We start from the raw sequence: 20,145 nt of genomic DNA, 5'->3' as shown, positions 1-20,145 counted from the left end.
TCAATTCCGCTGGTCCCGCGCGGAGGCGTAGAGGCACACCGCGGCGGCCGTCGCGAGGTTCAGGCTCTCGGCGGCTCCGTACAGCGGCACCTTCAGCGAGGTGTCCAGCTTCGCGACGACGGCGTCGGGCAGGCCGTGCGCCTCGCTGCCGAAGACCCACGCGGTGGGCTGCCGCAGGTCGCCGTTCGCCGATGCCTCGACCAGGTCCTGCTTCGCGTAGCCGTCGGCGGCCACGAGCCTCAGCCCGGCCTGGCGACACGCGGCGAAGACCTCGTCGGCGTCCCGGGAACGAGCGATCGGCAGGTGGAAGAGCGAGCCGGTGGAGGCGCGCACGCACTTGCCGTTGTGCGGGTCGACCGTGTCGCCCGCGAAGATGACCGCGTCCGCTCCGGCCGCGTCGGCCACGCGCGTGACGGTGCCCGCGTTGCCGGGGTCGGAGACGCCGTGGAGCACGGCGACGAGCCGCGGCGTGCCCTGCAGGGCGGCTTCGAGGGACTGCGGGACCGCGTCGCACACCGCGACGATGCCTTGGGGCGTCACGGTTTCCGACAGCGACTCGGCGGCCTTGTCGGTGACCTCGCTGATCCGGATGCCTCGCTCGGAGGCGCTCTGGAGCAGCTCGGTGTTGCGTTCCGCGGCCGTCGCCGTGACGAAGAGCTCGTGCACCTCGCCGCCCTGCCAGGCGAGTGCCTCGCGCACGGCCTGGGCGCCCTCGACGAGGAAGCGGCCTGCCTTGTCGCGGCCCTGGCGGCGGGTCAGGTGGCGAGCAGCAACGACCCGAGGTGTCCGTTCGGTGAACGGAGCTGCCTCGGGTCGGTTGCTGTCGCGAGGGTGCTGGCTCAGGCCTGGTCCCCGGCAGGAGCGTTCACGTCGGCCGGGAGCGCCGCGCGGGCGATCTCGACGAGCGCCGCGAAGGCGGTGGCGTCGTGGACGGCGAGGTCCGCGAGGATCTTGCGGTCGACCTCGACACCGCCCAGGCGCAGGCCCTGGATGAGGCGGTTGTAGGTCATGCCGTTCGCACGGGACGCAGCGTTGATGCGCTGGATCCACAGCTTGCGGAAGTCGCCCTTGCGCGCACGGCGGTCGCGGTACGCGTAGTTGAGCGAGTGGAGCACCTGCTCCTTGGCCTTGCGGTACAGCCTCGAGCGCTGACCGCGGTAACCGCTGGCCAGCTCAAGGGTGGTACGACGCTTCTTCTGGGCGTTTACAGCCCGCTTGACGCGTGCCACGGGTCCATCCTGTCGATCTCATGGGGAACCGGCGTCGGGGGCCGGTTCCCGAATTAGCTAGGGGATTCGAAGCGGGTCAGAGACCGAGCAGCTTCTTGATGCGCGGGGCGTCGTTGTCGGACACGACCGCGGTGCCGCTCATGCGACGCGTCACCTTGCTGGACTTCTTCTCCAGGATGTGGCGCTTGCCGGCCTTCTCCCGGAGGATCTTGCCGCTGCCGGTGACCTTGAAGCGCTTCGAGGTCCCGCTGTGCGTCTTGTTCTTCGGCATTTCCGTCCTCGTCTCGTGCTACCCACCGGGTCGGGGGCGGGCGTGCGTCCTACGCCTCTTCCGAAGCGGTGTCGGCCGCCTCGGGCGCGTCGTCGTCGTGCTTGACCACGCGCGGCTTGATGTTCTTGTGCGGCGCCAACACCATGATCATGTTGCGGCCGTCCTGCTTGGGGTTCGACTCGACGAAGCCCAGCTCCGCGACGTCCTCCGCCAGCTTCTGCAGAAGCCTGTAACCGAGTTCGGGGCGCGACTGCTCGCGACCGCGGAACATGATGGTCACCTTGACCTTGTTCCCGTGCGAGAGGAAGCGGGCCACGTGGCCCTTCTTCGTCTGGTAGTCGTGCGGGTCGATCTTCGGGCGGAGCTTCTGCTCCTTGATGACCGTCAGCTGCTGGTTCCGACGCGACTCGCGAGCCTTCTGCGCGGTCTCGTACTTGAACTTGCCGTAGTCCATGAGCTTGCAGACCGGCGGGCGAGCCTGAGCGGCGACCTCGACGAGGTCGAGATCCGCTTCCTGCGCGAGTCGGAGCGCGTCCTCGATGCGAACGATCCCGACCTGCTCACCATTAGGCCCGACCAGACGAACTTCCGGCACCCGGATGCGGTCGTTGATGCGCGGCTCGGTGCTGACGGGTGCACCGCGGTTCGAGGGACTTGTCATTCACGTCCTTTGAGACTCGGTTGCGCCAAAAACAAGAGCCCCGTCACCGTCTCCCGGTGAAGGGGCCCGCTTCCGACCGATCGCACCTCAGGACTACGGACACCCGTGTGCCAGTAACCTGGAGGACCGGACCCGGCCACCTCAAGAAGCGGTGAACGCGGGTGGGAGCGGGGCTCCACTTGCCGCTCTCGCACTAACGAGAGCTGGTCGCGTCCGAAATACTAGCAGACGCTCTTGTCAACCCCCGAATCGCGGGCCTGTGACGTAGGCCCTCCCCGGCGGCTTGCTTGAATGGGGCGTGACCGATCCGCTTGAAGACAGCATCCGCGACCTGGGCGATGTCCCCAGCATCGAGGTGATCAGCCGGGCCGCCGTGATGCTGCTGTCCGCCTCCGCGGAGCGCCTGGGCCTCGCAGACCCGGACCCCGACAACTCCCCGCGCCGCGACCTCGACGAGGCCCGCCGCCTGATCACCGGCCTGGCCGGCCTGGTCACGGCGACGTCCGAGTACCTCGGCCCGCACGCCGCCCCGCTGAAGGACGGCCTGCAGTCGGTGCAGCGCGCGTTCCGCGAGGCCTCCGCCGTGCCGGACGAGCCCGGCCAGGGTCCCGGCGAGAAGTTCACCGGCCCCGTCTACTGATCGGCGCTTCCAGGTTCAGGACGCCGGCTACGAGCGTCGGCTCCACGCAGGTGCCCTCGTAGCCGGCGCCTCTCAACGCTCGCGCCGCTTCCCGAGCCTCCTCGACGGAGAACCCGGGCGCGTCGCGGGCGCACCTGCTCCCGGTCGCACGAGGCGGCGCGGCACTCCGCGCACTCCCCGTCCCGCTCCCACCGCAGGTCCCGCAGAGCGCGTCGAGCTCCGGCGCCTGGCTGATCACTCGGCCCGCACCACGACCGGCTCCCACGGCTCCGCCCTGACCTGGAACACCGCGCTGGCCCGCTGCCCGGTGGCGGCCCGGAAGGTGATGGCGGAGCCGTTGTGGAGCGGCCCGACGTCGAGGTGCTCGGCCGGTGGCTCGTCGTACTGCGAGAGCCCGAGCACCCGCGACCCCGGCACCACCGACACGGTGAGCTGCTCGATGACGGCGGGCCCGCCGAAGTAGCTGAGCCGGAACTCGTCCGGCGCGTTGGGCGTGATCGAGAACGTCGGCATGCCCCGCTTGCTGCGCTCGACGGCCAGCAGCTCGGTGATCCCGTTGATCTGAGCCGTCATCTGCTGCGCCGTGAACTGGGCCTCGTCCGCCAGCATCCGGGACGCCGCGGCCTCCTCGGCGGCCTTCCCGACGGCCTCCTCGGCCTTCGCCGCCGCCTTCTTGGTCTCCTCGGCGGCGTTCTTGGCCTGGAAGGCACTGGCCGTGGCCTGCTCGACGGCCTTGCGCGCGGCCTGCGCCTCTTCCTGCGCCTTCGTGGCGGCCAGTTCGGCGGCCTTCGCGGCCGCCTGCGCGTGCTTGGCCTCACGTGCCTGCCACAAGGCGACGGCCATGGCTCCCATCGCCACCACCGCGGCGATCACCGCGATCGCGATCATGCCTTCACCCCCACCGAGGCCAGCTGACGCCGTGCCAGCTCGTCGATGACATCAGTGTCCCCGGTCCGCCACGCCACGGCGGGATCCCCGTCGAACTTGCTCAACTGCCTGGGGCTGAGGCTTGTGAGCGCTCTCAAGGCCAGCAGATCCGGCTTGTCGCGCAGCCGCGCGGTGTTGGCCGCCTTGCGCGCGTACCGCAGCCGCACCGGCAGCCAGGTGATGAGCAGGAACAGGACCGGGACGACGACGAGGGCGGTGGCGAGCCAGAAAGCGCTGTCCTGCACCACGCTGATCTGCGCGTTGCCCGCACTGGTCAGGGTTTCGCCGGCCTTGGTGCCGTTGCCCAGCGCACCCGCCAGGTCCTCGCCCACGAAGGGCACGCCCCTGGCTTTGGCGGCGGCGTTGGTGAAGACGTCGCGGATGTCGCCGCCCGCGTTGACCAGGCCGTCTCCCGGGGCCCTGAGCTGCAGGACCCAGTCGTGGACGGTGGTGGCCACCCAGATCCAGAGGGCGACCCAGGCCAGGGCCAGGAGGTCGGCGATCAGCTGACGCGTGAACCTTGCCGGTCTGTCCGCGTACCACTTCATGTGGCCGATGGTTTCACGGGGTGAGCCGCCGCGATGCAACGGCTCACCCCGAGCTGAGCCTGTCAGCGCTTCTCGTCGCGGCCGGAGAAACTCCGTGATGACGACGCATTGGTCTTCGATCGTTTTCGCTGGCACTGCGGAACATCACGCGCACCCGGCACGAAGCACGACGACGGCCCCGCGGATCGCTCCGCGGGGCCGTCGCCTTCCTGCGCACGATCAGTCGACGACGGCCAGGGCGTCGATCTCCACCAGCAGGCCGGCGGGCAGCCCGACGTAGACGGTGGTGCGGGCGGGCGCCGGGTCGGTGACGAACTCGCCGTAGACCTCGTTCAGCTCGGCGAAGTGCGCGGTGTCGGTGAGGTAGACGCGGATCATCACGACGTCGTCGATCGACGCGCCGCCGGCGGCGAGGACGGCGTGCAGGTTCGCGAAGGTCTGGCGCGTCTGCTCGGCGACGGTGGTGCCGACGATCTCGCCCGACTTCGGGTCGAACGCGACCTGTCCTGCCACCTGCAGGATGTTGCCCTTGCGCACACCCTGCGAGAAGCGGGCCACCGGCTGCGGAGCGTCAGCGGTCTTGATCTCTACCTTGGACAACGGATTTCCCCTTTACCTTGGAACATAACCGCATTCGACTGATGCAGCTTCGGCGGTGGCGAGCAGGTCTGGCAGGTGTGACAGCAGGCCGTCGTAGTCGAGGAGCACCTTCGGCACGGACATCGACACGGCCGCGAGCACCTCGCCCCGCGCGCCCTTGATCGGGGCCGCGATGCAGTGGATGAAGTCCTCGTGCTCGGAGTTGTCGACGGCGTACCCGTTGGCGCGCACGCGGTCCAGCTCGGCCAGGTACGCGGCCGGGCTGAGGATGGTGTTGTCGGTCAGGCGCGGGAACTCCATGCCGGACACCACCTTCTGCAGCGCGGCCGCGGGCAGGTCTGCCAGCAGGATCTTCGCCACGGCCGTGCAGTGCAGCGGTGCGCGGCGGCCGATGCGCGAGTACATGCGCATCTGGTGCCTGGACTCGTACTTGTCGATGTAGATCACCTCACCGTCCTCGTAGGACGCGAGGTGGACGGTGTGGCCGAGGCGGGAGTTGAGGTCCCGCAACGCGGGCTCGGCGGCGCGGCGGACGTCGCGTTCCTCCAGGGCGCGGTTGGCGAGGTCGAACAGCGCCGTGCCCAGGCGGTAGTGGTGCACGCCGTCGCGCTGCACGAAGCGGTGCGACTCGAGCGTGCGCAGCAGCCGCAGCGTCGTCGACTTGTGGACGTCGATCACGCCGGACAGCTCGTCCAGCGTCTTCGGGCCCGTCGCGAGCTGGCTCACCAGGGTGAGCGCTCTGTCGAGACTCTGGCTCATCTACACCTCCAGGCGGGCGGACGCCCAGGTCTGCGGGTCGGCGTGCAGCAGCGGTACCGTCACGTCGTCCGGCAAAGGATCTCCGACGTCCTCGGCGGTGAGCAAAGCGGAGGCCGCCTGCAGGTGCCCGGCGCGCAGCCGGACCGACGGGGACTCCCCCGCCAGGGTGGCCGCGAGGAAGCCCGCCGCGAACGCGTCGCCCGCGCCGACCGGTTCCACGACGTCGACCTCCAGGGCGGGTTCGAAGTACGACGAACCGCCTTCCAGCAGCGTCGCACCGTCCGCACCCTGCTTGACCACGAGCGACGCCGGACCGGGCAGCAGCTTCCGCAACCGGGCGGGATCACCGGTGCCCCACACCAGTTCCGCCTCGTCGGAGCCCGCCAGCACGACGTCCGCCATGTCGGCGAGCTCGCGCAGCACGCGCGGGTCGCGGTCGGTCCACAGCGCGGGCCGCCAGTTCAGGTCGAACGAGATCCGGAACCCGTGCCGCGGCCGGCGCAGCAGCTCGCGCATCATCGCGAGGCACGAGTCGGACAGGGCGGCCGTGATGCCGCTGAGGTGCACCAGCTCCACCTCGCCGAGGCCGAGCCGGTCGATCATCTCCATCCCCATGCCCGACGCCGCCGATCCGCGCCGGTAGTAGCGCACCGGGCTGCCGTGCGGCGAGGCCTCCTTGACGTAGAGGCCGGTCGGACGCACCGGGTCGACCCGGACGCGTGAGACGTCGACGCCGAGGCCGCCCACCGCGTCGAGCACCGCCAGGCCGAACGAGTCGTCGCCGACCGCGCTGACCCACGACGACCGGACGCCCAGGCGCGTCAGGTGCACGGCGACGTTGGACTCGGCGCCACCGACGGCCCTGTGCCAGGTTCGCACCAGGTGCACGGGACCGGGTTCAGCCGGAACCATCATCACCATGGTCTCGCCGAGACACACGACACCGCCGACGTGATCGAACCGCATGCGCGCTCCAGAGGTGTTCGTTGACGGCGGCGAGACCGAATGCTACACAACTCAGCATCACATCGCGCAATGGGAGTTGCAAAATATGCAACATCTGATGGAGATGGACCTAGCGGCCGTCGCGGACATCAGGTCGGAACAGGTCAGCTGGCGCTTCAAGGGCCTGCCGTCGAGCACGTTCGGCTCGACCATCGGCGAGGTCGCCGACCAGCGACTCGACCTGTTCGGCGACGAGTTCGTCGGGCCGCTCGTCGTGCTCGACGCGGACGCGCTGGCGCACAACCTGACAACGATGGCGAAGTGGTGCGACAACCACGGGGTCAAGCTGGCGCCGCACGGCAAGACGACGATGGCTCCGCAGCTGTTCCAGCGGCAGGTCGAGCACGGCGTCTGGGGCCTCACCGCGGCCAACGCGTCGCAGCTGCGGGTCTACCGGGCGTTCGGGGTGAACCGGATCCTGCTGGCGAACCAGCTCCTCGACCCCGCCGCGCTGCGCTGGCTGGTCCGCGAGCTCGACCGGGACCCCGGCTTCGAGTTCAGCTGCTGGGCCGACTCCGAGGCCGGAGTCGCGCTGATGACCGAGACGCTGCAGGAGCTCCAGCCGTCCCGGCCGGTCGACGTGCTGGTCGAGCTCGGCGCCCCCGGTGGCCGGACGGGCGCGCGCGACCTGGAGACCGCGCTGGCCGTGGCACGGGCGGTGGACCAGAGCCCGGTGCTGCGCCTGGTGGGCGCCGGCGGCTACGAGGGCGCGCTCGCCCACGACGCGTCCGAGTCGTCGCAGGCCGTGGTGGACCGCTACCTGACCGACCTGCGCACGCTCGTGCTGCGCCTGGCCGACGGCGGGCTGCTCGACGAGCTGGACTCGGTGATCGTCACCGCGGGCGGCAGCGCGTACTTCGACCAGGTGGCGGCGACGCTGTCGCAGCCGTGGCCGATGCCGGTGACCCCGGTGCTGCGCAGCGGCGCGTACATCACGCACGACGACGGCTTCTACCGCGGGATCTCGCCGTTCGCGCGGATCGACGGCGTGGAGCCGTTCCGTTCCGCGCTGCGCGCCTGGGCCCAGGTGACGTCACGGCCGCAGCGCGACCTGGCGCTGCTGACGATCGGCAAGCGCGACGCGTCGTTCGACGAGGGCCTGCCGGAACCGCGGCTCGTCCGCCGCGGCGACGGCGCGATCGCCCCGCTGGCCGGGGCGAGGATCACCGCGCTGAACGACCAGCACGCGTTCCTCCAGCTCGGCGCGGAGGCCACGGTCCGCGTCGGCGACTGGGTCGGGCTCGGCCTGTCGCACCCCTGCACGGTGTTCGACAAGTGGCAGCTGATCCCGGTTGTGCAGGGCACGACCGTGGTCGACCTCATCCGCACCTACTTCTAGAAGGAGTGCACCGATGGACGACGTCGTCCTGCGCGGCCCGCTGATCGCCGACGGCACGGGCGCACCCGCCTACCAGGCGGATGTGGGGATCAAGGACGGCGTCATCTCGTCCATCGGGACTCCGGTGAGCGCCACGAGGTCGATCGACGCGGACGGGCTGGTGCTCGCGCCGGGGTTCATCGACATGCACTCGCACTCGGACCTGCGGGTGCTCGCCGAACCCGGCCACCTGGCGAAGGTCTCCCAGGGCGTCACGACCGAGGTGCTCGGTCAGGACGGCCTGTCCTACGCGCCGGTGGACGACGAGGTGCTCGCGACGCTGCGCGGCCAGCTCGCCGGGTGGAACGACGACCCGCCGGGCTTCGACTGGAACTGGCGCTCGGTCGGCGAGTACCTCGACCGGCTCGACCGGGGCATCGCGGTGAACGCCGCGTACCTGGTGCCGCAGGGGACGCTGCGGATGCTCGTCGTCGGCTGGGACGACCGGCGGCCGACCGAGTCCGAAATGGACACGATGAAGTCCGTTCTCGCGCGGTCCCTCGCCGAGGGTGCGATGGGCATGTCGTCCGGGCTCACCTACACGCCCGGCATGTACGCGGACACGTCCGAGCTCGTGCAGCTCTGCGAGGTCGTCGGGCAGCACAACGGCTTCTACAGCCCGCACCACCGCAGCTACGGCGCCGGCGCGCTGGAGGCCTACGCCGAGATGGTGGACGTCTCGAAGCGCTCGGGCTGCGCGCTGCACCTCGCGCACGCGACGATGAACTTCCCGGTCAACAAGGGCAAGGCACCGGAACTGCTGGCGTTGCTCGACGACGCCATGGCCGGCGGCGCCGACATCTCGCTCGACACCTACCCGTACCTGCCGGGGGCGACGTACCTGAGCGCGCTGCTGCCGTCGTGGGCCACGGAGGGCGGGCCGGACAGGGCGTTGGCGAGGTTGTCCGATGTGGACACCCGTGAGCGCATCCGGGCCGAGATCGAGGAGACCGGTTCGGACGGCTGCCACGGCGTGCCGGTCGACTGGGACTCCATCGAGATCAACGGCGTCCGCAATGACCGCAACGCGCACCTCGTCGGCGCCAGCGTCCACGCCTCCGCGCTGCGACTCGGACGCGCACCGGCCGACCTGTACTTCGACGTGTTGATCGACGAGCGGATGGGTACGTCCTGCCTCATGCACGTGGGCCACGAGGAGAACGTGCAGGCGATCATGAAGCACCCGGCGCACACCGGCGGCAGCGACGGGCTGCTGGTAGGCGACCGGCCACATCCGCGCGCGTGGGGCACGTTCCCCCGGTACTTCGCGCGCTACGTCCGCGAACTGGGCGTGCTGAGCCTGGAGGAGTGCGTCGAGCACCTCACCGGCCGCGCCGCCAAGCGTTTGCGGCTCACCGACCGAGGTCTGGTCCGCGAGGGCTACGCGGCCGACCTGGTGCTGTTCGACCCCGAGACGATCGCCGACACGGCGACGTTCGACGAGCCGCGACAGCAGGCCACCGGCATCCCGTACGTGTTCTGCAACGGGGTGACGGTGATCGACGACGGAACCGCCACCGGCTCATTGCCAGGCCATTCACTCAGGAGCCGCCCGTGATCGACTGGTTGCAACATTCAACAGGGGGCTTGCTCACCCTCGCCGTGGTCAGCATCGCGGTGCTGCTGCTGCTGATCATCAAGTTCAAGGTGGAGCCGTTCATCGCGCTGATCGTCGTCGCGCTGCTGGTCGCGCTGCTGGCGGGCGTGCCGGTGGACCAGCTGGTGGGGTCGGCGCAGAAGGCCTCGGACTCGTTGCTGGAGAAGGGCTTCGGCTCGATCCTCGGGCACATCGCCGCGATCATCGGGCTCGGCACGCTGCTGGGCGCGATCCTCGAGGCGTCCGGCGGCGCGCAGGTCCTGATGGACAAGCTGATGCACGCGTTCGGCGAGAAGAAGGCGCCGGTCGCGATCGGCCTCGCCGGCCTGATCTTCGGCGTGCCGGTCTTCTTCGACATCGGCATCTTCGTGCTCGCACCGCTCGTCTACGTGGCGGCCAAGCGCAGCGGCAAGTCGATCGTGCTGTTCAGCATGCCCCTGCTGGCAGGCCTTTCGGTCATGCACGCGTTCATGCCGCCGCACCCCGGACCGGTGGCGGCGGCCGGTCTCCTGGGCGTGTCGCTCGGCTGGATCATCATCATGGGTCTCGCGGTGGCGCTCCCGTCGTGGTTCGTCGGCGGTGTCCTGTACTCGTACTGGATCGGCAAGCGCATCAACGTGCCGGTGCCGGAGGAGATGCTGGCGGCGGCCGAGGCCGCGCGCGAGGACAACGGCGACCGCGAACCGCCGTCGCTGGGCCTGGTGCTCTCGATCATCGGCCTGCCGCTGGTGCTGATCCTCGCCGGCACGTTCGGCTCGATCCTGCTGACCAAGGGCACGCGGCTGTACTCGGTGGCGACGTTCTTCGGCACGCCCGCGGTGGCGTTGACCATCTCGGTGCTGCTCGCGTTCTGGCTGCTGGGTTTCCGGCGCGGCATGACGCGCGAGAAGGTCGCGGAACTGTCCGCCGCCTCGCTGAAGCCGGTCGCGATGATCCTGCTCGTGGTCGGTGCCGGTGGCTTCTTCGGCGCCGTGCTGGCCGCGACGGGCATCGGCAAGACGCTGGCGAGCGAGCTGTCCGGCATCGGCCTGCCGGTGATCGCCCTGGCGTACGTGATCAGCTGCGTCATCCGCATCGCGCAGGGTTCGGCGACGGTCGCGATCGTGACGACCGCGGGCATCGTCGCACCGGTGCTGGCGGACCTGAACTACTCGCAGCCGCAGCTCGCGCTGGTCGTGATGGCCATCGCGTCCGGTTCGATCATCGCCTCGCACGTCAACGACGGCGGCTTCTGGATCGTGTCGCGGTACTTCGGGCTGTCGGTGAAGGAGACGCTGCAGTCGTGGACGGTCCTCGAGACCATCCTCTCGGTGGTCGGTTTCGTGGTCGCCGCGGTGCTCAGCCTGGTCGTCTGACCAGACAGAACTCAACATTCCCCAACGCTTGACAACACCCCGCCCGCATCTGAGGATCGGCGCAATGTTCATTTGTGTTTGATGTGGACGGGGCCCGCATGAGCAACACGGAGGTCGTGCACCTGCACGACGACACCTCCAGCGTCGTCATCACCCTCGAGGGCGCGAGCCTGCCGGTCGTGACGCACTGGGGTCGCACGCTCGGAGACCTCGACCAGGCCGCACTGCGCGGCCTGGTCGACGTCGTTTCGTGGACCAACCCGAACAACGCGCCGGACGTGCCGGTCCCGCTCGCGCTGCTGCCCGACGCCGGTGCCGGGTACGTCGGCCGTCCCGGACTGCGCGGCCACCGCGGCGGCGAGCACTTCGCGCCAGCGCTGGAGGTGACGTCGTTCTCCGGCGAGGACGGCTCGATCTTCCGTTACGTCGCGTCGGACGAGGCCGCCGGGCTGACCGTGATGGGCACCGTGGAGCTGCTGCCGTCCGGCATGCTCCGGCTGCGGCACGTCGTCCGCAACGACGGCGAGACGCCGTACTCGCTGGAGGGCCTGGAGACCGCGCTCCCCGTCCCCTCGCAGGCCACCGAACTGCTCGACTTCACCGGACGCTGGAGTCGCGAGCGCTCACCGCAGCGGCAGGCGCTGCAGTACGGGTCGTGGGTGCGCGAGAGCCGGCGGGGCCGCACCGGGCACGACGCGACCATCGGCTTGCTGGCGGGCACGCCGGGGTTCTCGTTCCGCGACGGCGAGGTGTGGGCACTGCACGTGGCGTGGAGCGGCAACCACGTGACGTACGCGGAGAACCTGGTCGACGGCTTGCCCGTCCTGGGCGGTGGCGAACTGCTGCTGCCGGGCGAGATCACGCTCGCACCGGGCCAGGAGTACGAGTCGCCGTGGCTCTACGCGGCCTACTCGTCCAGCGGTATCGACGGCATCAGCGCCGCGTTCCACCAGCAGCTGCGGGAGCGTGCGCTGCGGCCTCGCCCGGTCGTGCTCAACACGTGGGAGGCCGTCTACTTCGACCACGACCTCGCGCGGCTGACCTCGCTCGCCGACACCGCCGCCGCGATGGGCGTCGAGCGGTTCGTGCTGGACGACGGCTGGTTCCGGCACCGCCGCGACGACTCCGCCGGCCTCGGTGACTGGTACGTCGACGAGACGGTGTGGCCGGACGGGCTGACGCCGCTGATCAAGCACGTCCGCGCGCTCGGCATGGAGTTCGGGCTGTGGTTCGAGCCCGAGATGGTCAACACCGACTCCGACCTCTACCGCGCTCACCCGGACTGGGTGCTCGGGCCGCGTCCCGGCGTGCTGCCTCCGCCGTCGCGCAACCAGCAGGTGCTGAACATCGCGCACCCCGAGGCGTACACCTACATCCTGGATCGCGTGTCGTCGGTGTTGTCGGACAACGACATCGCGTTCGTGAAGTGGGACCACAACCGCGACCTGATCGGTTCGCGCGTGCACGAGCAGACGGCCGCGTTCTACCGGCTGCTCGACGAGCTGCGGCTGCGGCACCCGCACGTGGAGATCGAGAGCTGCTCGTCCGGTGGCGGGCGGATCGACCTCGGCGTGCTCTCGCGCACCGACCGGGTGTGGACGTCGGACTGCAACGACGCCCTGGAACGCCAGCTGATCCAGCGGTGGACCGGCGTGTTCCTGCCGCCGGAGCTGATGGGCGCGCACGTCGGCCCCACGAAGTCGCACACGACCGGGCGCGTGCACGACCTGTCGTTCCGCGTGGTCACGGCGATGTTCGGGCACTTCGGGATCGAGTGGGACATCAACTCGGCCACGGACGAGGAACGCGCCGGGCTGCAGGCCGCGATCGAGTACTACAAGGACGTGCGGTCGTTGGTGCACACCGGTGTCACCGTGCACTCCGACCACCCGGACCCCTCGGCGTGGGTGCACGGAGTCGTCGCCACCGACCGGTCCGAGGCCCTGTTCGGGTACGTGCAGCTCACGACCTCGGTGCAGAACAAGCCGCGCCGGGTGCGGCTGCCCGGGCTCGACCCCTCCCGGACGTACCGGCTGTCGTTCGACGCTCCGGCCGGGCGGCCCGGGCTGACCCAGCGGCTTGCCCCGGACTGGGAGCCGGTGGAGCTGCCCGGTTCCGTGCTGTCCGAGGTCGGCATCCAGCTGCCGGTGCTCGAACCGGAGCAGGCACTTCTGTTGCGCCTCAAGTAAAGAAGAGCCCCGGCGGGACGCATCCCGCCGGGGCTCCTCCTCTCCCCTTTTACCGGCCGGCGCGACTTCCGTCGGCCTTGGTCGCCCACCACTTTCCGCCAACGCCCTGCCCGTTGGCATCACCGCAGACCTCGTCCCCTGCGAACAGGTACTGCGGCCACCCCGCGATGGTGAGCTGTTTCTTCCCGTCCCGCTCGATCGTCCCCACGAGTGCGGCGTCCACGCCCTGCACCTGGAAGCCCTCGCTGACGAAAGCGGGCGGCCACTGCACCGCGCAGTCGCCGGAGCAGTTGCTCGCCGGCGGTTCCGCGGTGTCGTCGTCGAACCGGTAGAGCGTCATGCCGTCGGAGTCGGTGGCGACGACGCCGAGGTCCGCGACAGTCGCGCTGGTCAGCGCGATCGCCTTGTTCTGCTGGGCCTTCTTGCCGTCGGTGGCGGTGGCGGACCACTTCGGCACCGTGACGCCCTTGGCCTCACCGGGCTTGCCGTCGTTCTTGAAGGTGTACTGCGGCCAGTTCGCAACCGTGAGCTGCTTCTTGCCGTCCTTGCGGGTGACCGTGCCGAGCAGCTTCGGGTCGACGCCCTTCACCCTCGGCGTGTCGCCCTCCACGACGACCGGAGGCCAGTTCTCCGCGCAGCCACCGTCGCAATTGGACACCGGTGGCTGGGCCGTGTCGTCGTCGAACCGGTAGAGCGTGAGGCCCGCGTTGTTGGTCAGCACCGCGCCGAGCCCCGCGACGACCCCCGTCCGGGCGGCGAGCTGGGTGCGGGTGCCGTCCGTGCCGGTGGCGAACCACTTGCCCTGCAGGCCCTGCCCCTTGGTCTCACCGGGCTTGGTGTCCTTGGCGAACCGGTACTGCGGCATGCCGCCGACGGTGATCTGACGACTGCCGTCCTTGCGGACGATCGAGCCGACCAGGCCCTGGTCGACGCCGTTCACCGAAAAGTTCTCGCCCGGCACGGTGGCAGGAGGCCAGGCCGCCGCGCACTCACCGTCGCAAGTGGACTCACCCGGCTTGTCGCCGTCGAACCGGTACAGGGTGAAGCCCTTGTCGTCGGTGACGACCGGGCCGAGGTCCACGATCTCCGCGGTCTTCAACGCCACGACGCCCTCTTGCTGCTGCTGTGCCACCGGCTTGCTCTCCGGCGCACCCGCGCAGGCGGTCAGCGAGATCAACCCCAGCGCGACGACCGCGACACGCTTGCGGATCATCCTGCACCTCCTGGCTAGTGCCTCCGACGCCCAACACACGCAGAGCGGGCCAGAACGGTTCAAACTGATTTTCAGAACATCGCGCGCTTCAGGGCGGGCACGGCGCTCGCGGTCCTGAGCACGGTCTTGAAGATCGTCCGCGCGACCGGGCCACCGTCGGCGAACTGGCGGGCGGCCCGGAGCGAGTCGCGCACCGCCGCGAAGCCGTAGTCGTACATCTCCTTCTCGTACCTGGCGACGGCGTCGCCACCCTCGGCGATGCACCGCGCGAGCAGTTGCGCGTCCCTGAGCGCGATGTTCGCCCCGATGCCCCTCATCGGCGTCATCGCGTGGACGGCGTCGCCCAGCAACGTGACGTTCGTCGGCTGCCAGCGTTCGATCGGCCTGGACGACCGGATGCGCCACTCGCTGATCGTCTCGGCGGGCGAGTCCGCGACGATCCTGGTCAGCTCGGGGCTCCACCGCGCGATCCTGGCGAGCACCTCGCGTTGCAGGTCCTGTCCCTCGTGGACGGTCAGGTCCGCGGCCGCGTAGGCCCACATCAGGTAGGGACGTGCGTTGTCGAACAACAGGTCGTCGTGGTCGGTCACGCCGAGCCCGTCGTGCGCGGCCAGGAACATGCCGGCCCGCGACGTCGGGACGACCGTGTTGGCCCGGTCGACCAGCTCCCGCGGCACCCAGTCGTTGTCGTCGAGGAACAGCTTTCCCGCGATCGCGGTGACGCCGATCTTCTCCGTGCCCGCGTGCGGCAGGTACTGCGCGCGCACCCGCGACCGGATGCCGTCCGCACCGACCAGCACGTCACAGGACTCGGTCGTGCCGTCCTCGAAGTGCAGCTTGATGTCGTCGCCCTGCTCGTAGCGCTCGAACCGCTTGCCGAACCGGACGTCCAGTCCGTCGAGCAACACCTGCCGGAGCGTGATCCGGCTGGCCGAGTAGTGCTTCTCCTCGTCCGGTTCGAGCACGAGCAGCGGCTTGAGCTGCTCGGTCAGGAACCCGAAGCCGTTGCCGCCGGTCCCCGCGCTCCGCTCGAACCGCTCCCAGTTCGCCGCGGGCAGGCACTCCCTCAAGGCAGCGGCACCGTCCGGGTTGATGTGCACCCGGTACCCCTGCAGGCGATCCGTGCGCGAGAGGTCGCGCTCGTACACCGCCACGTCCACGCCGGCCCCGCGCAACCCGTGCGCCAGGCACAGCCCGCCGATTCCCCCACCGATCACTGCGATCCTCATGCCGACAAGTTTCAACCGCTTGGTTGATTAAGTCAACCCGTTGGTTGAAAACAGCCGGTCGGCTACCGTGTCGCCGTGGATCAACGCCGTTCTCCCCGCGCCTCGGAACGCAAGCGCGACCCGGAACGCACGCGGGCCCTGCTCCTGGAGGCGGCCGCGGCGGAGTTCGGCGCGAAGGGGTACGCGGCCACGCGCACGACGGACATCGCGGCGCGGGCAGGCGTGAACAAGCAGCTGATCTCGTACTACTTCGGCGGCAAGGAAGGCATCTACAAGGAGCTCGCCACGAGCTGGCACTCCTCCGCCGCCGAGCTCGCGAGCCAGCACCAGCCGCTGGACGAGGTGGTGGCCGGGTTCGTCATGACCACGCTCAAAGACCACAGCCGCATGTGGGCGTGGGCGAACCTGGCGGGTGACAGCCCGCCGACCGACGGGGAGTTCTTCCAGGGCCAGGTGGAGGAGATGCGGGCCCGTCAGGCCGCCGGCGAACTGCCCGCGGACCTGGACCCCGCGTTCCTGCTGCTGGCCCTCATGGCGGCGGCCTCAGCGCCGTTGACGCTGCGGCAGAGCGCGGGCCAGATCACCGGCCAGGACCCGGCCACGCCCGAGTTCGCCGCGAAGTACGCGGAGCAGCTGGCGTTGCTGGTGCGGCACCTGTCCGGCCGCGCCTGATCAGGACTCGTGGCTCGCGGCCTTCGCCTCGAGGACCTGTTTCAGGCCCTTGAAGCCACCGCGCATCATCAGGTCGTGGTTGCCGCGGAAGAACGGCTTGGCGATGAGCACCAGGCGCCGCAACAACGGCTTGTTGACCACGACCTCCTGGTCGAACACGAGATCGGTGCCGCCGTCGCGGCCGATGATCTCCCAGCTCGCATAGCCCTCGAGATCACCGGACAACGTCGCCCGCAGCAGGCCCGCCTGCTGGTTGCGGATGCTGTGCCTGACCTGCACGACCAGGTCGAACGGCAGGAACGACCGGCACCTGAGCTCGCCGGTCTCATCGTCGATCTTCGTGGCTTTCCGGACCTCGTGCCACCACAGCGGGTAGTTCGCGATGTCGGACAGCACCTCGTACACATCGTCCGGGGACGCGTCGACGTGCCACACGCTGCGGAAGCGATAGCGGTTCAGTGACACGGCCGCCATCATCCCGGATCCCTCGCCCGAGTGACAGCTCCTGGGCACATCTCACAGGGAACCGGGAATTCCTCACCGCGTGTACTGCGGCTCTAGCGGGACTCCACCGTCACACCAGGCCGACCGGGTTCACTTGTCGACTAGATGAGGAAGCCGTTCCAGGGCCCGCAACCAACCGACAGCCGCGACGCGGCGGAGTGCCTGCTCCGACGAGTCGAGCACCTCAACGAGGCTGAAGGGGTACGCCGTGGGCTCGCCGCGCGACGCCTGAAGGGCGCGCTCGCGGTGGGCCAGCGCATCGAGTGGGATCATCACCCTGCTGCTGACACCTCCTCATTTTCGAGCACCTGCAGCAAGAACTGCCCCGTGTAGCTCTTCTCGACCTGAGAGACCTGCTCGGGCGTGCCCTCTGCTACGACCATACCGCCGCCGGAGCCTCCTTCGGGACCCATGTCGACGATCCAGTCGGACGTCTTGATGACGTCGAGGTTGTGCTCGATGACGATGACGGTGTTCCCCTTGTCCACCAGGCCGTTGATCACGCCCAGCAGCTTGCGGATGTCCTCGAAGTGCAGACCCGTCGTGGGCTCGTCGAGGATGTAGACCGTCTTGCCCGTCGAGCGCTTCTGCAGCTCCGACGCGAGCTTCACGCGCTGCGCCTCACCACCGGACAGCGTCGGCGCGGGCTGGCCCAGCCGCACGTAGCCGAGACCCACGTCGACCAGCGTGCGCAGGTGGCGGTGGATCGCGTTGATCGGCTCGAAGAACGTGGCCGCCTCCTCGATCGGCATGTCGAGGACCTCGGAGATCGTCTTGCCCTTGTAGTGCACTTCCAGCGTCTCGCGGTTGTACCGCGCGCCCTTGCAGACCTCGCAGGGGACGTAGACGTCCGGGAGGAAGTTCATCTCGATCTTGATCGTGCCGTCGCCCGCGCACGCCTCGCAGCGGCCGCCCTTGACGTTGAACGAGAAGCGGCCCGGCTGGTAACCACGGACCTTCGCCTCCGTGGTCGCCGCGAACAGCTTGCGGACGTGGTCGAACACGCCGGTGTAGGTGGCCGGGTTGGACCGCGGGGTGCGGCCGATCGGCGACTGGTCGACGCGCACCAGCTTGTCGACCTCGTTCAGGCCGTTGATGCGGGTGTGGCGGCCCGGCACCTGACGCGCGCCGTTGAGCTTGTTCGCGAGCACCGTGGCCAGGATGTCGTTGACCAGCGTCGACTTGCCGGAACCGGACACGCCCGTGACCGAGGTGAGGGTGCCGAGCGGGAACGACACGTCGATGCCGCGCAGGTTGTGCTCGCGCGCGCCGACGACCGTGATCTGGCGCTTCTTGTCGATCTTGCGGCGCTTCGCCGGCATCGGGATCGACTTGCGGCCGGACAGGTAGGCGCCGGTGATCGACTCCTTGTTCGTCAGCAGCTTCTTGTACGGGCCGCTGTGCACGACCTTGCCGCCGTGCTCGCCGGCACCGGGGCCGATGTCGACCACCCAGTCCGACGTGCGGATCGTGTCCTCGTCGTGCTCGACGACGATCAGCGTGTTGCCCAGGTCGCGCAGCCGCGTCAGCGTCTCGATCAGCCGGTGGTTGTCGCGCTGGTGCAGGCCGATCGACGGCTCGTCCAGCACGTACAGCACGCCGACCAGGCCGGAGCCGATCTGGGTGGCGAGCCGGATGCGCTGCGCCTCGCCGCCGGACAGCGTGCCGGACGCGCGGTCGAGCGAGAGGTAGTCGAGGCCGACGTCGAGCAGGAAGTGCAGGCGGGCCTGGATCTCCTTGAGGACCGCGCCCGCGATCATCGACTCGCGCTTGCCGAGCTTCAGGCCGTCGAGGAAGTCGGAGCACTCCGAGACGCTCATCGCGCAGACCTCGGCGATGGACCTGTCGCCCTTGCGGCCGTGGTGCAGCGTGACGGCGAGGATCTCGGGCTTCAGGCGGGTACCGGCACACGCGGGGCACGGGACCTCGCGCATGTAGCCCTCGTACTTCTCCCGCATGTAGTCGGACTCGGTCTGCTCCTGGCGCCGCTCGAGGAACGGGATGACGCCCTCGTAGTTGGCGTAGTAGGAGCGCTCACGGCCGTAGCGGTTCTTGTAGCGGACGTGCACCTGCTCGTCGATGCCGTGCAGGATCGCCTTCTGCGCCTTGGCGGGCAGGTGCCGCCACTGCGTGTCCATGCGGTAGCCGATGGTCTCGCCGAGCGACTGCAGCAACCGGGTGAAGTACTCCGCGGTCTGCCCACCGGCCCACGGCGCGATGGCGCCGTCCTCGAGGCTCAGCTCGTCGTCCGGGACCACGAGCTCCGGGTCGACCTCCTTGCGCACGCCGATGCCCGTGCAGACCACGCACGCGCCGTAGGGCGAGTTGAAGGAGAACGACCGCGGCTCCAGGTCCTCGATCGCGAGCGGGTGGCCGTTGGGGCACGCCAGGTTCTCCGAGAAGCCCCTGATCCGCTTCGGGTCGGTCTCCGGCAGGTCGACGAACTCCAGCTCGACCAGGCCGTCCGCGAGCCGCAGCGCCGTCTCCACCGAGTCGGTGAGGCGCTGCTTGGAGGAGGCCTTGACCGACAGCCGGTCGATGACGACCGCGATGTGGTGCTTCTCCTGCTTCTTGAGCTTGGGCACCTCCGCGAGCGCGTAGACGACACCGTCGACCTTCGCGCGCGAGTAGCCCTGCGTCTGCAGGTTCTGGAACAGGTCGAGGTACTCGCCCTTGCGGCCGCGGATGACCGGCGCGAGCACCTGGAACTTGGTGCCCTGCTCCATCGCGAGCACCTGGTCGACGATCTCCTGCGGAGTCTGCTTGCCGATCGCCTCGCCGCACTGCGGGCAGTGCGGCTTGCCGGCGCGGGCGTAGAGCAGGCGCAGGTAGTCGTAGACCTCGGTGATCGTGCCCACGGTCGAGCGCGGGTTGCGGCTCGTGGACTTCTGGTCGATCGAGACCGCGGGCGAGAGGCCCTCGATGAAGTCGACGTCCGGTTTGTCCATCTGCCCGAGGAACTGGCGCGCGTAGGCCGAGAGCGACTCGACGTAGCGGCGCTGCCCCTCGGCGAAGATCGTGTCGAAAGCCAGGCTCGACTTGCCGGAGCCGGACAGCCCCGTGAAGACGATCAGGCTGTCCCGCGGCAGGTCGATATCCACGCCGCGCAGGTTGTGCTCGCGGGCGCCGCGAACAACAAGACGGTCTGCCACTGGGGTCCCTTCGGCTGCGATTGGCGGGTCACTCACGCCACACTCTTCCGAACAAGCGTTCGAAGAGTACTAGCATCGGTTCGGAGGCTGCGACCGACCCGCCGACCATGCTAGGGCGGACCCCTGACAAAAACGGTTCCGAGGCCTATCGCATTCCCCTGAGCTGGGTTTACTCATAGGCTGGTCACTTCGATCAGAGCCTCAACGTCGGGGAGA

At 69.4% G+C, this 20,145-nt stretch carries 20 protein-coding genes; 6 read left to right on the top strand and 14 right to left on the bottom strand.

From position 1 onward, the window contains the following. The 4 genes from ORI60_RS32610 to infC form a co-directional block, all read right to left on the bottom strand. A complete protein-coding gene (locus tag ORI60_RS32610; protein WP_266041869.1) occupies positions 1 to 843 on the bottom strand; it encodes a TrmH family RNA methyltransferase in 843 nt (280 codons plus the stop codon). Continuing rightward, entirely contained in the window at positions 840 to 1,229 is a 390-nt protein-coding gene (rplT, locus tag ORI60_RS32605) for a 50S ribosomal protein L20 (RefSeq protein WP_266041834.1), read from the bottom strand. The genes ORI60_RS32610 and rplT overlap by 4 nt, the downstream gene beginning before the upstream one ends. 76 nt (positions 1,230 to 1,305) lie before the next feature. Next, complete coding sequence (gene rpmI / locus ORI60_RS32600; RefSeq protein WP_089950337.1) at positions 1,306 to 1,500, bottom strand: 50S ribosomal protein L35; 195 nt, start codon at positions 1,498 to 1,500, stop codon at positions 1,306 to 1,308. 49 nt (positions 1,501 to 1,549) lie between these two features. Continuing rightward, positions 1,550 to 2,161 carry a translation initiation factor IF-3 gene (gene infC / locus ORI60_RS32595; protein ID WP_266041833.1) on the bottom strand — a complete coding sequence of 204 codons (612 nt, stop codon included), beginning with the start codon at positions 2,159 to 2,161 and terminating at the stop codon, positions 1,550 to 1,552. 298 nt (positions 2,162 to 2,459) lie between these two features. Here infC and ORI60_RS32590 point away from each other — a divergent pair, with 298 nt between their 5' ends. Beyond that, the gene (locus ORI60_RS32590) at positions 2,460 to 2,801 is read left to right on the top strand and encodes a DUF1844 domain-containing protein (RefSeq protein ID WP_090012317.1); all 342 of its coding nucleotides are present in this window, start codon (positions 2,460 to 2,462) and stop codon (positions 2,799 to 2,801) included. A gap of 234 nt (positions 2,802 to 3,035) precedes the next feature. On the opposite strand, the gene ORI60_RS32585 is transcribed toward ORI60_RS32590, so the two are convergent. The 5 genes from ORI60_RS32585 to ORI60_RS32565 all read right to left on the bottom strand — a co-directional run bounded on the left by ORI60_RS32585 (position 3,036) and on the right by ORI60_RS32565 (position 6,601). After that, positions 3,036 to 3,689 (bottom strand): hypothetical protein, encoded by a 654-nt coding sequence (locus ORI60_RS32585; RefSeq protein ID WP_266041832.1) that lies wholly within the window; start codon positions 3,687 to 3,689, stop codon positions 3,036 to 3,038. Then, on the bottom strand, positions 3,686 to 4,276 hold the full coding sequence (locus tag ORI60_RS32580) for a hypothetical protein (RefSeq protein WP_266041831.1): 591 nt from the start codon (positions 4,274 to 4,276) through the stop codon (positions 3,686 to 3,688). Before ORI60_RS32580 ends, ORI60_RS32585 begins: the two co-directional genes overlap by 4 nt. A 219-nt stretch (positions 4,277 to 4,495) precedes the next feature. After that, complete coding sequence (locus ORI60_RS32575) at positions 4,496 to 4,876, bottom strand: RidA family protein (protein WP_030481733.1); 381 nt, start codon at positions 4,874 to 4,876, stop codon at positions 4,496 to 4,498. 12 nt (positions 4,877 to 4,888) lie between these two features. Further along, complete coding sequence (locus ORI60_RS32570) at positions 4,889 to 5,635, bottom strand: IclR family transcriptional regulator (protein WP_266041830.1); 747 nt, start codon at positions 5,633 to 5,635, stop codon at positions 4,889 to 4,891. Then, positions 5,636 to 6,601: a sugar kinase gene (locus tag ORI60_RS32565; protein ID WP_266041829.1), complete on the bottom strand. Its 966-nt coding sequence runs from the start codon at positions 6,599 to 6,601 to the stop codon at positions 5,636 to 5,638. Between the two features lie 97 nt (positions 6,602 to 6,698). Between ORI60_RS32565 and ORI60_RS32560 the strand changes: the two genes are divergently transcribed. The 4 genes from ORI60_RS32560 (at position 6,699) to ORI60_RS32545 (ending at position 13,159) form a co-directional block, all read left to right on the top strand. Further along, on the top strand, positions 6,699 to 7,979 hold the full coding sequence (locus tag ORI60_RS32560) for an amino acid deaminase (RefSeq protein ID WP_266041828.1): 1,281 nt from the start codon (positions 6,699 to 6,701) through the stop codon (positions 7,977 to 7,979). A gap of 13 nt (positions 7,980 to 7,992) precedes the next feature. Then, the gene (locus ORI60_RS32555) at positions 7,993 to 9,576 is read left to right on the top strand and encodes an N-acyl-D-amino-acid deacylase family protein (RefSeq protein ID WP_266041827.1); all 1,584 of its coding nucleotides are present in this window, start codon (positions 7,993 to 7,995) and stop codon (positions 9,574 to 9,576) included. Continuing rightward, a complete protein-coding gene (locus ORI60_RS32550) occupies positions 9,573 to 10,970 on the top strand; it encodes a GntP family permease (protein WP_266041826.1) in 1,398 nt (465 codons plus the stop codon). Before ORI60_RS32555 ends, ORI60_RS32550 begins: the two co-directional genes overlap by 4 nt. A gap of 98 nt (positions 10,971 to 11,068) precedes the next feature. Beyond that, a complete protein-coding gene (locus ORI60_RS32545) occupies positions 11,069 to 13,159 on the top strand; it encodes an alpha-galactosidase (RefSeq protein ID WP_266041825.1) in 2,091 nt (696 codons plus the stop codon). Positions 13,160 to 13,208: 49 nt separating this feature from the next. On the opposite strand, the gene ORI60_RS32540 is transcribed toward ORI60_RS32545, so the two are convergent. Together ORI60_RS32540 and ORI60_RS32535 are read right to left on the bottom strand one after the other, a co-directional pair. Beyond that, positions 13,209 to 14,372 carry a hypothetical protein gene (locus ORI60_RS32540; protein WP_266041824.1) on the bottom strand — a complete coding sequence of 388 codons (1,164 nt, stop codon included), beginning with the start codon at positions 14,370 to 14,372 and terminating at the stop codon, positions 13,209 to 13,211. A 71-nt stretch (positions 14,373 to 14,443) separates the two neighbouring features. After that, positions 14,444 to 15,601, bottom strand: a complete 1,158-nt coding sequence (locus tag ORI60_RS32535) for an FAD-dependent oxidoreductase (protein WP_266041823.1) — start codon at positions 15,599 to 15,601, stop codon at positions 14,444 to 14,446. Between the two features lie 75 nt (positions 15,602 to 15,676). Here ORI60_RS32535 and ORI60_RS32530 point away from each other — a divergent pair, with 75 nt between their 5' ends. Further along, entirely contained in the window at positions 15,677 to 16,273 is a 597-nt protein-coding gene (locus ORI60_RS32530) for a TetR/AcrR family transcriptional regulator (protein WP_266041822.1), read from the top strand. Here ORI60_RS32530 and ORI60_RS32525 read toward each other — a convergent pair whose 3' ends face one another. The 3 genes from ORI60_RS32525 to uvrA form a co-directional block, all read right to left on the bottom strand. After that, positions 16,274 to 16,738 carry an SRPBCC family protein gene (locus ORI60_RS32525; RefSeq protein WP_266041821.1) on the bottom strand — a complete coding sequence of 155 codons (465 nt, stop codon included), beginning with the start codon at positions 16,736 to 16,738 and terminating at the stop codon, positions 16,274 to 16,276. It abuts the gene before it with no gap. A gap of 129 nt (positions 16,739 to 16,867) precedes the next feature. Then, positions 16,868 to 17,050, bottom strand: coding sequence for a hypothetical protein (locus ORI60_RS32520; protein WP_143027994.1), 183 nt, complete (start codon positions 17,048 to 17,050; stop codon positions 16,868 to 16,870). Continuing rightward, a complete protein-coding gene (gene uvrA / locus ORI60_RS32515) occupies positions 17,050 to 19,929 on the bottom strand; it encodes an excinuclease ABC subunit UvrA (protein ID WP_266041820.1) in 2,880 nt (959 codons plus the stop codon). The genes ORI60_RS32520 and uvrA overlap by 1 nt, the downstream gene beginning before the upstream one ends. Between the last annotated feature and the right edge of the window lie 216 nt (positions 19,930 to 20,145).

This window comes from Lentzea sp. NEAU-D7 (genome assembly GCF_026242055.1).
Taxonomy (GTDB): domain Bacteria; phylum Actinomycetota; class Actinomycetes; order Mycobacteriales; family Pseudonocardiaceae; genus Lentzea.
This window is presented reverse-complemented; position numbering and strand designations above follow the sequence as displayed.